The sequence below is a fragment of the Actinacidiphila sp. bgisy144 genome, assembly GCF_057708105.1.
The window spans coordinates 70810-84695 of sequence record NZ_JBYIRM010000010.1; the positions used below are offsets into that span (position 1 = coordinate 70810).

Sequence of the window (13886 nt, forward strand, 5' to 3'; positions counted from 1 at the left end):
GGACGGGCGGGGCGGGAGCGAGCGGGAGCGGGCGGGGCGGATTGCCGCCGGACCGGTTGCTGATCGGCTGCTGATCGGGGCGCGGGAGGCTCGAGGTGTCACACCCGCAGAACGCACTGAGAGCAGGGCACCATGGCACCGAGCATCCCGGACTTCGAGCAGCGGCGCGTGAAGGTCGCCGACGGGGTCACCCTGAACGTCGCGGTCGGGGGCGCCGGCCGTCCCGTCGTGCTGCTGCACGGCTTCCCGCAGACCCACCTGATGTGGCGGCACGTCGCCGCCGACCTCGCCGCGGACCACACCGTCATCTGCCCGGACCTGCGCGGCTACGGCGCCAGCGACAAGCCCGCCGACCCCGACGGGACCGCGTACGCCAAGCGCGCCATGGCCGCCGACACCGTGGCGCTCGCCCGGGCGCTGGGCCACGAGCGGTTCGCGCTGGCCGGGCACGACCGGGGCGCCCTGGTCGCGTTCCGGGCCGGGCTGGACCACCCGGACGCGGTCACCCATCTGGCGTGCCTGGACGTCCTGCCGACGCTGGACATGTGGGCCGCGATGCACGGCACCTCGGCGGCGGTCGGCTTCCACCTGTACCTGATGGCGCAGCCGCCTGGCCTGCCCGAGCAGTTGATCGGGGGCGCGCCAAACGCGTTCTTCGGGCACTTCCTGGACGCCTGGGCCGCCGACCCCGCCGCGATCCCGGCCGAGGTGCGCGCCGCGTACCTGGCCGCCTGCCGCGCCGCGGTCCCGTCGATCGTCGCGGACTACCGCGCCTCGGCCGGCATCGACGTCACCCACGACCAGGCCGACCGCGACGCGGGCAACCGGCTGCGGATGCCGGTCGCCGTCCTCCAGCAGGACTGGGGCGCCGCGCTCGGCTACGACGCCCGGGCACTGTGGCGCGCGTGGGCGGACGACCTGGTGCACGCCACCGTCGGCTGGGGGCACTTCATGGCGGAGCAGGCCCCCGCGGAGGTGGCCGCCGCCCTGCGCGAGCTGATGGCCCGCTGATCCCCCACCCGCCGATCCGCCGGCCCCGGGACACCGCCCGGGGCCGCGGGTCACGGGACCTCGCGCGGCCCCGGGCCGGCCGGCCCGGCCCGGCCGGGAAAAGCGATGGCGGCCGCGGGCGCGGGCGGGCTACGCTTCGCGGACACGTCCGGCCAGGACCAGGAAGAGGAGGCGAGAGCGATGTCGAGGACCACCAACCCGCGCTCCCGCCCGTCCGCCGGACGTCCGTGACCTCTTCGGGAGCGCACCGCTGACTCCCGAAGGACGCACATGTCTGATCTGGTACTCCGCCCGCTCACCGCGGGCGAGTCCGCCCTGTTCACCTCACTCCCCGTCGCGGACCGGCTCGGCCGCGCCCTGCTCGGGGAGGACTTCGCCCTGCTGGACGCGGGCGGCCCGTACCGCCCGGAGTGGTCGTGGGTCGCGCTGCGCGACGGCACCCCGGTGGCCCGTGCCGCGTGGTGGGCGCAGCCCGACGACACCGCGCCGGTGGCGCTCGACTGGTTCGACGTCGCCGACGGCGAGCAGGAGGCCGCGGTCGCCCTGCTGCGGGCCGCACGGCTGAGGGCCGAGCACAGCCTGCTGCTGCCGCCCGGCTGGCGCGAGCACCCCGCGCTGCGGGCCGCGTACGACGCCCGCGCCGAGGCGCTGGAGGCCGCCGGGATGCACCGTCTCGTGGAACGCTACCGCTACACCTGGACCGCCGCCGACCGGCCGCTGCCCGCCCGCACCGGCCGGCTGGTGTACCGGCCCGAACCGGACGACGCCGCCTTCCGCGCGGTGATGGCCCGGACCATGTCCGGCACGCTCGACGCCCACGACCGGCACAAGCTCGACGCGGAGGGCCTGGACGCCGCGCTCGACGAGACGCTCGGCATCCTGTCCTGGATGCCCTCCCCCGACGACTGGCGGCGGGTCGCCTTCACCCCCGAGGGCGACCTCGTCGGCCTGCACGTCCCGGCGCGCAACACCAGGACGCACTGCGTCGGCTTCGTCGCGGTCGTCCCCGAGCAGCGCGGCCACGGCTACGCCTACGACCTGCTGGCGGAGTGCGGCCGGGACCTGGTGGACCTCGGCGCGACCGAGATCGCCGCGGCCACCGACCAGCCGAACTTCCCGATGGCCCGCGCCTTCGCCCGCGCCGGCTACCCGATCACCCAGGAACGGGTGGATTTCGTCTAGACGCCACCGCCGGCGGGCATGCATGTGCCCGGAAGACCGCCGGACGGGCAGAGCCGGGCGGACGACGACGCGGGGCCGGGACGACCGGGCCGGACGGGAGCCGTTGCGTGCTGTTCGAGGTGTGGGCGCCGAACGCCCGCCAGGTGGAGGCGCTGGTCGACGGGCAGCCGTACGGGATGGGGCCCGACCCCGCGCGCGCCGGCTGGTGGCGGGTGGACGCCCCGGCCGGGCCCGGCACCCGCTACGCCTACCGGCTCGACGGCGGGCCGCCGCTGCCCGACCCGCGCGCCCGCCGCCAGCCCGACGGGCCGGACGGCCCCAGCGCGGTGGTCGACCACGGCGCCTTCCGATGGAGTTCGCCGTGGCCGGGCCGCGGCCTGCCGGGCGCGGTGCTCTACGAGCTGCACGTCGGCACCTTCACCCCCGAGGGCACCTTCGACGCCGCGGCCGAGCGGCTGCCCCACCTGGCCAGGCTCGGCATCACCCATGTCGAGCTGATGCCGGTCTGCCCGTTCCCCGGCACCAACGGCTGGGGCTACGAGGGCGTCTCGCTGTGGGCGGTGCACGAGCCGTACGGCGGCCCCGAGGCGATGAAGCGCTTTGTCGACGCGGCCCACTGCCACGGCCTGGGCGTCGTCCTGGACGTGGTGCACAACCACCTCGGTCCGTCGGGCAACCACCTGCCCCCGTACGGGCCGTACTTCACCGACCGGCACCACACGCCCTGGGGCGACGCGGTCAACCTCGACGCGCCCGGCTCGGACGAGGTGCGGGACTTCCTGATCGGCAGCGCGCTGGCCTGGCTGCGCGACTACCGGCTGGACGGCCTGCGGCTGGACGCGGTGCACGCGCTGGTCGACACCCGCGCGCTGCACTTCCTGGAGGAGCTGTCCACCGCCGTGGACGGGCTGTCGGCGGCGCTGGGCCGCCCGCTGTTCCTGATCGCCGAGTCCGACCTCAACGACCCGCGCACCACCGCGCCGCGCGAGGCCGGCGGCCTGGGGCTGCACGCGCAGTGGAACGACGACTTCCACCACGCCCTGCACACCGCGGTCACCGGCGAGGCCCAGGGCTACTACGCCGACTTCGCCGCCGCCGGCCCCGCCGCGCTCGCCAAGGTCCTCACCCACGGCTTCTTCCACGACGGCACCTGGTCGTCCTTCCGCGGCCGCCACCACGGCCGCCCGCTGGACCCGGCGACGGCGCCCGCGCACCGCCTGCTCGGCTACACCCAGACCCACGACCAGGTCGGCAACCGCGCCACCGGCGACCGGCTCACCCCCGAGCAGCTCGGCACCGCCGCCGCGCTGGTGCTCACCTCGCCGTTCACCCCGATGCTGTTCATGGGCGAGGAGTGGGGCGCCACCACGCCCTGGCAGTTCTTCACCGACCACGGCGACCCGGAGCTGGCCGCGGCCATCACCCGGGGGCGGCGGCGGGAGTTCGCCGCGCACGGCTGGGCCGAGGAGGACGTGCCCGACCCGCAGGACCCGGCCACCCGCGACCGCTCCTGCCTGGACTGGGCCGAGGCCGGCCAGCCCGGGCACCGCGAACTGCTGGAGTGGTACCGGGCCCTGATCGCCCTGCGGCGGGCCGAACCCGAGCTGGCCTCGCCCCGACTGGACACGGTGACGGCCACCGCGGGCGGGCGCACCCTGCGGATCGCCCGCGGCCCCTTCCGGGTGCTGGTGAACTTCTCCGACGCCCCCGCGCGCATCCCCCTCAACACGCCCTGCGAGGTGCTGCTGGCCCGCCCCGCCTGCCGCACCCTGCCCGGCCCTGCCGTCCAGCTCCCCCCGCGCGGGGCGGCCGTCCTGCGCGCCCACGACACCGGACCCGCGCAGGCTACGGTGGAGCCGTGAGCGATTCCCCGCAGGTCCCCGCAGAGACGGCCGAGGCAGCCGCCGAACCGGCCGCCGAGCCCCGTGCCGACTGCGTGCTGTGCGGGGAGCCCACCGAGTACCCCAACAGCACCAAGGGCGCGACCCTCTGCCCGGTCTGCGCCTGGCAGGAGGCCCAGCGCACCGCCTGCTCCGGCTGAGGCGGCTCAGCCGGTTCCGGCAGATGCGGGGACGGCTCAGGTGGCGAGCAGCAGCCTGCGGTACTTCGCCACGTCGAGATCCGGCTGCGGGTAGGCCGGGCGGAGCTGCTCCAGGTGCTCCAGCAGCAGTCGGCTGACCGCCCAGTTCCGGTACCACTTGCGGTCCGCCGGCACCACGTACCAGGGCGCGGCCTCGGTCGAGCACCGCGCGAGCACCGCCTCGTACGCCTCCCGGTACGCCGGCCAGCGCTCCCGCTCAAAGACGTCGTCCGGGCTGAACTTCCAGTGCTTGTCCGGGCGTTCGAGCCGCGCCAGCAGCCGTGCGCGCTGCTCCTCGGGGCTGATGTGCAAGAACACCTTCAGCAGGCTCACCCCGCTCTCCGCGAGGGACTGCTCGAACCGGTTGATGGCCGCGTAGCGGCGGCTCCACACCGAGCGGGGCACCAGGTCGTGGACCCGGACGATCAGCACGTCCTCGTAGTGCGACCGGTCGAAGACCCCGATCTCCCCCGCCTGCGGCAGCGCCCGCCGCACCCGCCACAGGAAGTCGTGCCGCCGCTCCTGTGCGGTCGGCGCCTTGAACGCCCGCACCCGAAGGCCCGCCGGGTTCAGCCCGGACACCACGTGCTTGACGGTGCCGCCCTTGCCCGAGGTGTCCATCCCCTGGAGGACCACCAGCACCCGGCGCGGGTCCCCGCCCACCGCGCTCTGCGCGAACAGCCGCTCCTGGAGTTCCGCGAGCCTCGGGCGCATCTCCTGGATCCCGGCCAGCCCCGCCGCCTTGCCCTTCGGCCCGCCCGGCGTCCCCCGCGGGTCGTACGCCGCCAGGTCCACCGCGCCGCCGCGCGCCTCGACCCGCAGCCTCGCACTCAGCTTCTCCGCCATCCCCCGATCCTCCCCTGTTCTCCCCGGGTCCGCCCGTGCCCGGGCCGCGGGGGACCAGGCGGGGCGGGGGATCAGGCGGGGCGGGATCAGGCCAGGCGGGAGGAGTCGCGGGCCAGGGAGGTGAGGCGGGACACCGCGCGGAAGTACTTCTTGCGGTAGCCGCCGCTGAGCATCTCCGGGGAGAAGAGCTGGTCGAAGGGCACCCCGGAGGCCATGACGGGCACCTCGCGGTCGTAGAGCCGGTCGGCGAGGACGACCAGGCGCAGCGCGGCCGCCTGGTCGGTGACCTGCCGCACCCCGCGCAGGAAGACCGCGTCGACCCCGTCGACGAGGGCGCCGTACCTGCTGGGATGCACCTGCGCGAGGTGCGCGGCGAGCGGCTCGAAGTCGTCGAGCGCGGCGCCGGGGGTGCGGACGGCTGCCGCGGTGACCTGCTCGTCGCCGTAGGGCTGCGGCGCCTGCGGCAGCCCGCGGTGCCGGTAGTCCTCCCCGTCGATCCGCAGGGACGTGAACTGCGCGGACAGGCCCTGGATCTCCCGCATGAAGTCGGCGGCGGCGAAACGTCCCTCCCCGAGCCTGCCGGGCAGCGTGTTGGACGTGGCCGCCAGGCGCACCCCGGCGGCGGCGAGCCGGGACAGCAGGGTGGAGACCAGCACCGTGTCCCCGGGGTCGTCCAGCTCGAACTCGTCGATGCAGACCAGCCGGTGGGAGCTGAGCGCGTCGACCGCCGTGCGGAAGCCGAGCGCGCCCACGAGGTTGGTCAGCTCCACGAAGGTGCCGAACGCTTTCTGCGCGGGCGGTGCGTCGGTGGCGTGCCACAGCGAGGCGAGCAGGTGGGTCTTGCCGACGCCGTAGCCGCCGTCGAGGTAGACGCCGGTGGGCGCCGGGGGCTGCTCGGGCGCCTTGCCGCGGAACCACCTGCGGCGGCCGGTGCCGACCGCGGGCGTGCCGAGCCCGGCGGCGAACTGCTCCAGGGCGCGCACGGCGCGGGCCTGGCTGGGCTGGTCCCGGTCCGGGACGTAGCTGGAGAAGCGCACCGCGTCGAACCGCGGCGGCGGCACCAACTCGGCGAGCAGCCGCTGGGTGTCGACGCGCGGGTCACGCTCCGCGAGCACGACCGGTGCGGTTATTCCTGCGGCGACATCTGCTTGCACGGCATCCCACCTTACTCTCCGCCGGGCGCACCCCCCGCGGGTGGGTGGGGCGTACCACGGGGGTGCCGCGGGGGTGCCGCGGGGCACTGCGGGGGGGGGTCGGTGGCAGGGCGCCCAAGGGGCAGGGGGCGCCCTGCCCGGCCTGGTGGGAGACTGCGGAAATGCAGCAACTGTTCCCCCCGCCCCCCCTGCCGGGGCCGGCCGCCGCGCCCGCGGTGGACCTGGCCGACGCCTACGCGTACCCGCCGCGGGAGGCGGGCCCCTACCTCCGGGCGAACATGGTCGCCTCGCTCGACGGCGCCGCGACCCACGACGGCGCCTCGGCGCCGCTGTCCTCCACCGCCGACATGCGGATCTTCGGCACCCTGCGGGCGCTGGCCGACGTGGTCGTGGTCGGCGCCGAGACCGTCCGGCAGGAGGGGTACCGCCCGGGCAAGGCCCGCCCCTCGTTCGCCGAGCGCCGCGCGGCCGACGGCCAGACCCCCGCCCCGGCCATCGCCGTGCTCAGCCGCCGGCTGGACCTGGACTTCTCGGCGCCGCTGTTCACCGCCGCGCTCACCCCGACGCTGTTGCTCACCGGCACCGGCGCCGACCCGAAGGCGCTGGCGGCCGCGCAGGCGGCGGGGGCGCGGGTGGTGACCGCGGGCGAGGGCGCCGGGGTGGACCCGGTGCGCGCGGTGCGGGAGCTGGCCGCGCTGGGCCTGACCCGGCTGCTGCACGAGGGCGGCCCGCGGGTGCTGGCGCAGTTCACGGCGGCCGGGGTGGTGGACGAGCTGTGCCTGACGCTGGCGCCGCTGACCGTCGGCGGCGGCGCGCCGCGGATCATGGACGGGCCCGGCCAGGGCACCCCGACCCGCTTCGCGCCGGTGTCGGTCCTGGAGGAGGACGGCTTCCTGTTCACCCGGTACGTCGAACGGCGCCGGCTCGAACAACTCGGCGTCAAGCCGGCGGAGGCGCAGGTCACGGCATAAGGCACTCTCCCGGGGGACCTGCGGCCGAAAAAAGCGGATTCGATCGTTCCGCTTCGCGTGGCGTGGGGACAATGGAACCGGTGCCCGGCGAAGATCGGGGCCTCGCTCGCGAGAGAGAAGGACGCGTCCCGTGTTCACGACCGTACTCATGATCGAGAAGCCGCTCGCCTCGGCCGATGTGGAGCTGGTCACCACGCTCCACGGCGACGAGCAGGTCTCCTTCGTCGTGCTCATGCAGCCGCGCGGCGACCAGGACCGCCTGCTGCGTGCCGTGGACGACGTGGCGCTCGGCTACCTCGACGACGCCGCCCGGGAGAACGAGATCCCGGAGGGCCAGGCCGCCTACCAGCCCGCCGAACTCGCCCTCGCGCACTCCCTGGAGGCGCTGCGGGCCACCGGCGCCCCGGCCGAGGGCGAGGTGGTGCAGAGCCACCCGCTGGACAAGCTCAAGGCCGTGGTGGAGCAGTCCGGGGCCGACGAGGTGGTGGTGCTGACCGCGCCGCACTTCGTGGAGGAGTTCTTCCACCGCGACTGGACCTCCCGGGCCCGGCACAAGGTGGGCGTGCCCGTGCTGAAGCTCTTCGCGCAGCACGACTGAGCCGGCCGGTGCGCCCGTCGAGAAAACCGCGTCGCACATGTGCCACGATCGGGGCTCCGGCACACCCACGATCCACCCTGGAGACCCGCGCATGAGCCCGTCCGGCCCGCCCGTACCCCCCGACCTGGACCGACCGCACTTCATCGGCATCGGCGGCGCCGGGATGTCGGGGATCGCGAAGATCCTCGCCCAGCGCGGGGCGCGGGTGGCCGGCAGCGACGCGAAGGACTCCGAGACCGCGCAGGCGCTGCGCGCGCTCGGCGCCACCGTGCACCTCGGCCACGACGCGGCGCACCTGGCGCCGGACGCGTCGGCGGTCGTGGTCTCCAGCGCGATCCGGGCGCAGAACCCGGAGCTGGCCGCGGCCCGGGAACGAGGGCTGCCGGTGGTGCACCGCAGCGACGCGCTGGCCGCGCTGATGGCCGGCACCACCCCGATCGCGGTGGCGGGCACCCACGGCAAGACCACCACCACCTCGATGCTCGCGGTGGCGCTGACCGCGCTGGGCCTGGACCCGTCCTACGCGATCGGCGGCGACCTGGACGCGCCGGGGTCCAACGCGCACCACGGCGGCGGGGAGATCTTCGTCGCCGAGGCCGACGAGTCCGACCGCAGCTTCCACCGCTACGCCCCGCAGGTCGCGGTGGTGCTCAACGTGGAACTGGACCACCACGCCAACTACGCCTCCCTGGAGGAGGTCTACGAGTCCTTCGAGGAGTTCGTCGGCAGGGTGCGGCCCGGCGGCACCCTGGTGGTCTCCGCCGACCAGCCCGGCGCGGTCGAGCTCACCAGCCGGGTCCGGGACCTCGGCGGCCTGAACATCGTCACCGTCGGCGAGGCCGAGGGCGCCGACGTGCAGATCACCCGGATCAACCCGCGCGGCCTGACCAGCGAGGTCAGCGTGCTGCTCGACGGCCGCATGCTCACCTTCACGGTGTCGGTGCCCGGCAGTCACTACGCGCACAACGCGGTCGCGGCCCTCGCCGCGGGCATCGCCGCCGGCGCCCCGGCCCGCAACCTGGCCTCCGCGCTGGCGAAGTACACCGGCGTCAAGCGCCGGCTCCAGCTCAAGGGCGAGGCGGCCGGCGTCCAGGTGATCGACTCCTACGCCCACCACCCGACGGAGATGGCCGCCGACCTGACCGCGATCCGCCAGGCCACCGACGGCGGCCGGGTGCTGGTGGTCTTCCAGCCGCACCTGTTCAGCCGGACCAGGGAGCTGGGCACCGAGATGGGCGGCGCGCTCGCGCTGGCGGACGCCTCGCTGGTGCTGGACATCTACCCCGCCCGCGAGGACCCGCTGCCCGGGATCACCAGCGAGCTGATCGTGTCGGCGGCCGAGGCCGCCGGCGCCGACGTCACCGCGGTGCACGGCGCGGACGCGGCGGTGGAGCGGGTGGCGGGAATGGCGAAGCCCGGTGACCTCGTTCTCACCATGGGGGCGGGTGACGTGACGGAGCTCGGCCCCCTGATCCTCGCCCGGCTCGCCGACTGAGCCCGGTCGAAGGCCCGTCTGAGGAGGTTCGCATGTCGCAGGACGCACGCAACTACCCGGTCGACAAGACCGAGGAGCAGTGGCGCGCCGAGCTGTCCCCACAGGAGTACGCGGTGCTGCGCCAGGCCGGCACCGAGCGCCCGTTCACCGGTGAGTACACCGACACCAAGACCGAGGGCGTCTACTCCTGCCGGGCCTGCGGCGCGGAGCTGTTCCGGTCGGACACGAAGTTCGAGTCGCACTGCGGCTGGCCGTCCTTCTACGACCCGGCCGCCACCGACGCGGTCGAGCTGATCGAGGACCGGTCGCTGGGCATGGTGCGGGTGGAGGTGCGCTGCGCCACCTGCGGCTCGCACCTCGGCCACGTCTTCGAGGGCGAGGGGTACCCCACACCCACCGACCAGCGGTACTGCATCAACTCGGTCTCGCTGCGGCTGGCCCCCGCGAGCAGCTGACCGCGTCCCGTCAGGCCCCCGGTAAGGTGATCGCCCACACACCGAACCGGGGGGATGGGCCGTGGCGGAGCGCAGCGGAGCCGGCAGCAGCCGGGCGGACGCCGACGAGCGGTACGAGGTGCTGGTGGTCGGCGGCTGCGGCGTCGACACCATCGTCCGGGTCGACGAACTGAAGATCCCCGGCAGCGACTCGGTGTCGGTGCCGCCGGTCCGCGACTATGTCGCCCACACCGGCAACGGCGTTGCCCTGGGCTTCCACGCCCTGGGCCGCCGCACCAAGTTCGTCGACTTCCTCGGCGACGACGTGCCCGGCCGGCTGATCCTCGACCGGTACGCCTCGGTGGGCCTGGACTTCGACCACCTGCCCGCGCCCGAGGGCACCCCGCGCAGCGTCAACCTCGTCGACCGGGAGGGCCGCAGGTTCTCCTTCTTCGACGGCCGCCACCCCGCCGACCTGCTGATGCCGCTCGCCTTCTGCGGCCCCCACCTGGACCGCGCCGACCACGTCCACCTCTCCCGCTCCCACGTCAACCGCGAGCTGTTCGAGGTGTGCCGGCAGCGCGGGGTGCCGGTCTCGACCGACATCCACGTCTGGGACGGCGCCGACCCGTCGGCCCACCCGTGGGCGTACGGCGCCGACTACGTCTTCATGAGCGCCGCGACCGTCAAGGAGCGGGCCCCCGACGTGCTGCGGGACATCGTCGCCCGCGGCCGGGCCCGGCTCGCGGTGGCCACCGACGGCGCCGACGGGTCGTACGTCCTCCAGCGGGAACGGCCCGACCTGGTACGGCACTTCCCCGCAGTGCGGCCCGAGCGGCCGGTGGTGGACAGCAACGGCGCGGGCGACGCCTATGTCACCGCCTTCCTGCACACCCTGTTCGACGGCGGCGACCTCGACCAGTGCGCGCGGGCCGGCGCCGTCTCGGGCGCGTTCGCCTGCGGGCACCATGGCACCCACGAGGTGCAGATCACCGCCGCCGAACTGGCCGCGGCCCTGCGAGCCGGTGGCAGACTGGCGAAGTGAGCAGCCCTTTCCCGCACGAGGCCGACGACCGTGACGCCGCGCCCCAGTACGTCCTGCCCCTGGTGGTCCGGATCGAGCGCGACGCGCCCCCGGCCCGCACCGACGCCCTCCAGACCGCGGCCCGCGCCGTGCTGACGCTGCTGTCCGACGAGCGGGCGACGGCCGAGGACGGCGTGTGGACGCAGGCGGTCACCGCCTGGCAGGACGCGCGCATCCGCAAGGTCGTACGGCGCGCCCGCCGCGCCGAGTGGCACCGGGCGGAGGCACTGCCGGGCATCACCGTCACCGGCGAGCACGCCGAGGTCCGGGTCTTCCCGCCGATCCCGCTCGACGGCTGGCCGAAGGACCTCGCCCGGCTCCAGGTCTCCGGCACCGAGCTCGACGACCCCGAGCCGCCCGCGCCCGCGGACCCGGCCGAACCGGTGCTGTGGATGGCACCGGACCTCACGATGTCCGCGGGCAAGGCGATGGCCCAGGCCGGCCACGGCGCCCAACTCGCCTGGTGGGCCCTGTCCGCCGAGGAGCGCCGCGCGTGGCGGCAGGCGGGGTTCCCGCTCGCCGTCCGCATGGCCGCCCCGGCGCAGTGGAAGACCCTCGCCGACTCCGGGCTGCCCCTGGTCCGCGACGCCGGCTTCACCGAGGTCGCCCCCGACTCCGCCACGGTCATCGCGGATCATCCCTTCCTTCGACGCCAGCGGGCGTAATCGCGGCTCGCCGTGTGCTTGCCGCGGGGAGACCCGAGCGGAAAACAGGGGCGCGGGGAACTGCGCGACAAGCCACCACGGACCGCAAGGTCCCGCAACTGCGGCACGAGGCACCCCGGAGGGTCCTGTCAGGCGAGCCCGGCGATGAGTTCGGCGACGGGGCGGCGGCGGCCGGTGTAGAAGGGAACCTCTTCCCGGACGTGCAGCCGCGCCTCGGAACCGCGCAGGTGCCGCATGAGGTCCACGATCCGGTGCAGCTCGTCCGCCTCGAACGCGAGAATCCACTCGTAGTCGCCGAGCGAGAAGGACGCCACGGTGTTGGCCCGCACGTCCGGGTAGCCGCGCGCCATCTTGCCGTGGTCGGCGAGCATCCTGCGGCGGTCCTCGTCGGGCAGCAGGTACCAGTCGTAGGAGCGGACGAAGGGGTACACGCTGATGTACGCGCGGGCCTCCTCGTCGGCGAGGAACGCCGGGACGTGCGACTTGTTGAACTCGGCGGGCCGGTGCAGCGCCATGTTGGACCACACCGGGGCGAGCGTGCGCCCGAACCTCGTACGGCGGAAGAGGTTGTAGGCGTCCTGGAGCGCCTCCGCGGTCTCCGCGTGCCACCAGATCATCAGATCGGCGTCGGCGCGCAGGCCGGACAGGTCGTACGTGCCGCGCACGGTGACGTCCTTCGCGGCGAGCTGCGCGAACAGCTCCTCCACCTCGTCCGCGTACCCGGTGCGGTCGGCCGGCAGCACGTCCTTGAGCCGGAAGACCGACCAGAGCGTGTAGCGGATGACCTCGTTGAGGTCCTTGGCCTTCTTGCCCGCGTTGGCGGGCCGGGCGTGCGCGGAGTCGGCGGAGTCGGCGGCAGCGGCGGAGTCGAGGGGGGCGCGGTCGGCGGTCGAGTCGGTCATACGGCTATTCTCCCGCGCCGCCCGCGCCGTTCGGCACCAGGGTGGCCAGGATCGCGGCGGCGGCCCGGCGGCCGCCGGCGACGCAGGCGGGGATGCCGACGCCGTCGTACACCGCGCCGCACAGCGCCAGGCCCGGCAGCTTCGCGGTGTCCTCCCGCACCCGCCGCATCCGGTCCAGGTGCCCGACGGCGTACTGCGGCAGCCCGCCGTCCCAGCGGGTGACCCGGGCGGCGACCGGCGCGGCCCGCAGGCCGACCGCCTCCCCCAGGTCGTCCCGGGACAGCCGCACCAGGTCGGTGTCGTCCCAGGCCAGGTCCGCGGTCTCGCCGTGCCGCCCGACGGAGGTGCGCAGCACGAACACGTCGTCGCCGGCCTTGTCGAGCCAGCCCCACTTGCGGCTGGAGAAGGTGGCCGCCTTGATCGTCCGGCCGTCCACCGGCGGCACCAGGAAGCCGCTGCTGAGCGGGAGTTGGAGCGCGTCCCGGCGGCGGAAGGCCATGGTGACCAGCGCCATGCTCGCGTACTCCACCGCGGACAGCTCGGCGGCGGCCACCGGCGCCTCCGCCGCCAGCAGCGCGGCGGCGGCCGGCGCGGGCGCCGCGACGACCACCGCGTCGGCGGTCAGCTCACGGCCGGCGAGGCCGACCCGCCAGCCGTGCGGGCCGGTGCGCCGCAGCTCCCGTACGGCGGTGCCGGTCTCGATCCGCACCCCGGCGGCGCGGCAGGCGTCCGCCACCGCGAGCGGCAGCCGGCCGATCCCGCCGCGGATGCCGTTGAAGACCGGGCCGCCGCCGCTGCCCGCGGCGGCCTTGCGCTGGATGCCGCGGGCCGCCTCGATCAGCGAGCGGTGGTCGCGGGCGGCGGCGAAGAGCTGCGGCACCGCGGCGCGCAGCGAGATCTGGTACGAGTCGCCCGCGTAGACACCGCCGAGCAGCGGCTCCACCAGCCGGTCCACCACCTCGTGGCCCAGCCGCGCCGCCACGAAGGTGCCCACCGCCGTGTCCTCGCCGATCTCCGTGCGGGGCAGCACATGGTCCAGCGGGAGGCGGGCCAGTCCCGCCGTCGACAGCACCCCGGAGGCGGCCAGCGGCGCCAGGTCGCCGGGCACGCCCATCACATGGCCCTTGGGCAGCGCCCGCAGCCGGCCGCGCGTCCACAGCGCCGCGCCGCCCACGGCGGGCGGCTGGAGGTCGTCCCCGAGCCCCACCTCACGCGCCAGCTCGACCGCCTCCGGCCGCCTGGCCAGGAGCGACTCCGCCCCCAGGTCCACCGGCGCACCCGCGATCTCGTCCGCGTGCAGCTTCCCGCCGAGGCGCTGCGCGGCTTCCAGCAGGGTGACCCGCGCCCCGCCCTTCGCCAGCTCCAGCGCCGCGGTCAGCCCGGAGATCCCGCCGCCGACCACCACCACCTGCTTGTCCCGCGTCCCGCTCATCCCCCCACTCTCCCAGGTGCCAGGGGTGCCCT

Annotated in this window: 14 protein-coding genes; 10 read left to right on the forward strand and 4 right to left on the reverse strand. The window is 75.2% G+C overall.

The window, feature by feature from the left end; all coding sequences use genetic code 11:
* Window positions 1–132 precede the first annotated feature (132 nt).
* From AC3EVP_RS14125 to AC3EVP_RS14140, 4 genes are all read left to right on the forward strand, one after another.
* A complete protein-coding gene (locus AC3EVP_RS14125) occupies window positions 133–1011 on the forward strand; it encodes an alpha/beta fold hydrolase (protein ID WP_435129955.1) in 879 nt (292 codons plus the stop codon).
* Between the two features lie 270 nt (window positions 1012–1281).
* Window positions 1282–2193, forward strand: coding sequence for a GNAT family N-acetyltransferase (locus AC3EVP_RS14130; protein ID WP_435129958.1), 912 nt, complete (start codon window positions 1282–1284; stop codon window positions 2191–2193).
* 107 nt (window positions 2194–2300) lie between these two features.
* A complete protein-coding gene (gene treZ / locus AC3EVP_RS14135) occupies window positions 2301–4055 on the forward strand; it encodes a malto-oligosyltrehalose trehalohydrolase (RefSeq protein WP_435129961.1) in 1755 nt (584 codons plus the stop codon).
* Entirely contained in the window at window positions 4052–4234 is a 183-nt protein-coding gene (locus AC3EVP_RS14140; RefSeq protein ID WP_435129964.1) for a hypothetical protein, read from the forward strand. Before treZ ends, AC3EVP_RS14140 begins: the two co-directional genes overlap by 4 nt.
* A 36-nt stretch (window positions 4235–4270) precedes the next feature.
* Here the strand turns inward: AC3EVP_RS14140 and AC3EVP_RS14145 are convergent, their stop codons facing one another.
* A complete protein-coding gene (locus tag AC3EVP_RS14145) occupies window positions 4271–5119 on the reverse strand; it encodes a polyphosphate kinase 2 family protein (protein WP_335983496.1) in 849 nt (282 codons plus the stop codon).
* Window positions 5120–5205: 86 nt separating this feature from the next.
* Entirely contained in the window at window positions 5206–6273 is a 1068-nt protein-coding gene (zapE, locus tag AC3EVP_RS14150; RefSeq protein ID WP_435129967.1) for a cell division protein ZapE, read from the reverse strand.
* A gap of 161 nt (window positions 6274–6434) precedes the next feature.
* Here zapE and AC3EVP_RS14155 point away from each other — a divergent pair, with 161 nt between their 5' ends.
* The 6 genes from AC3EVP_RS14155 (at window position 6435) to AC3EVP_RS14180 (ending at window position 11520) form a co-directional block, all read left to right on the forward strand.
* On the forward strand, window positions 6435–7244 hold the full coding sequence (locus AC3EVP_RS14155; protein WP_435129970.1) for a pyrimidine reductase family protein: 810 nt from the start codon (window positions 6435–6437) through the stop codon (window positions 7242–7244).
* Window positions 7245–7374: 130 nt separating this feature from the next.
* Window positions 7375–7842: an indole-3-glycerol phosphate synthase gene (locus AC3EVP_RS14160; RefSeq protein ID WP_335983489.1), complete on the forward strand. Its 468-nt coding sequence runs from the start codon at window positions 7375–7377 to the stop codon at window positions 7840–7842.
* 91 nt (window positions 7843–7933) lie between these two features.
* Window positions 7934–9337, forward strand: coding sequence for a UDP-N-acetylmuramate--L-alanine ligase (gene murC / locus AC3EVP_RS14165; RefSeq protein WP_435129973.1), 1404 nt, complete (start codon window positions 7934–7936; stop codon window positions 9335–9337).
* A 32-nt stretch (window positions 9338–9369) separates the two neighbouring features.
* On the forward strand, window positions 9370–9792 hold the full coding sequence (gene msrB, locus AC3EVP_RS14170; RefSeq protein WP_335983485.1) for a peptide-methionine (R)-S-oxide reductase MsrB: 423 nt from the start codon (window positions 9370–9372) through the stop codon (window positions 9790–9792).
* 61 nt (window positions 9793–9853) lie between these two features.
* Window positions 9854–10816, forward strand: coding sequence for a carbohydrate kinase family protein (locus AC3EVP_RS14175; RefSeq protein WP_435129977.1), 963 nt, complete (start codon window positions 9854–9856; stop codon window positions 10814–10816).
* Window positions 10813–11520, forward strand: a complete 708-nt coding sequence (locus AC3EVP_RS14180; RefSeq protein ID WP_435129980.1) for a peptidyl-tRNA hydrolase — start codon at window positions 10813–10815, stop codon at window positions 11518–11520. The genes AC3EVP_RS14175 and AC3EVP_RS14180 overlap by 4 nt, the downstream gene beginning before the upstream one ends.
* A 128-nt stretch (window positions 11521–11648) precedes the next feature.
* On the opposite strand, the gene hemQ is transcribed toward AC3EVP_RS14180, so the two are convergent.
* Together hemQ and hemG are read right to left on the reverse strand one after the other, a co-directional pair.
* A complete protein-coding gene (gene hemQ / locus AC3EVP_RS14185; RefSeq protein WP_335983480.1) occupies window positions 11649–12422 on the reverse strand; it encodes a hydrogen peroxide-dependent heme synthase in 774 nt (257 codons plus the stop codon).
* Window positions 12423–12426: 4 nt separating this feature from the next.
* Complete coding sequence (gene hemG / locus AC3EVP_RS14190; RefSeq protein ID WP_435129983.1) at window positions 12427–13854, reverse strand: protoporphyrinogen oxidase; 1428 nt, start codon at window positions 13852–13854, stop codon at window positions 12427–12429.
* Window positions 13855–13886 lie beyond the last annotated feature (32 nt).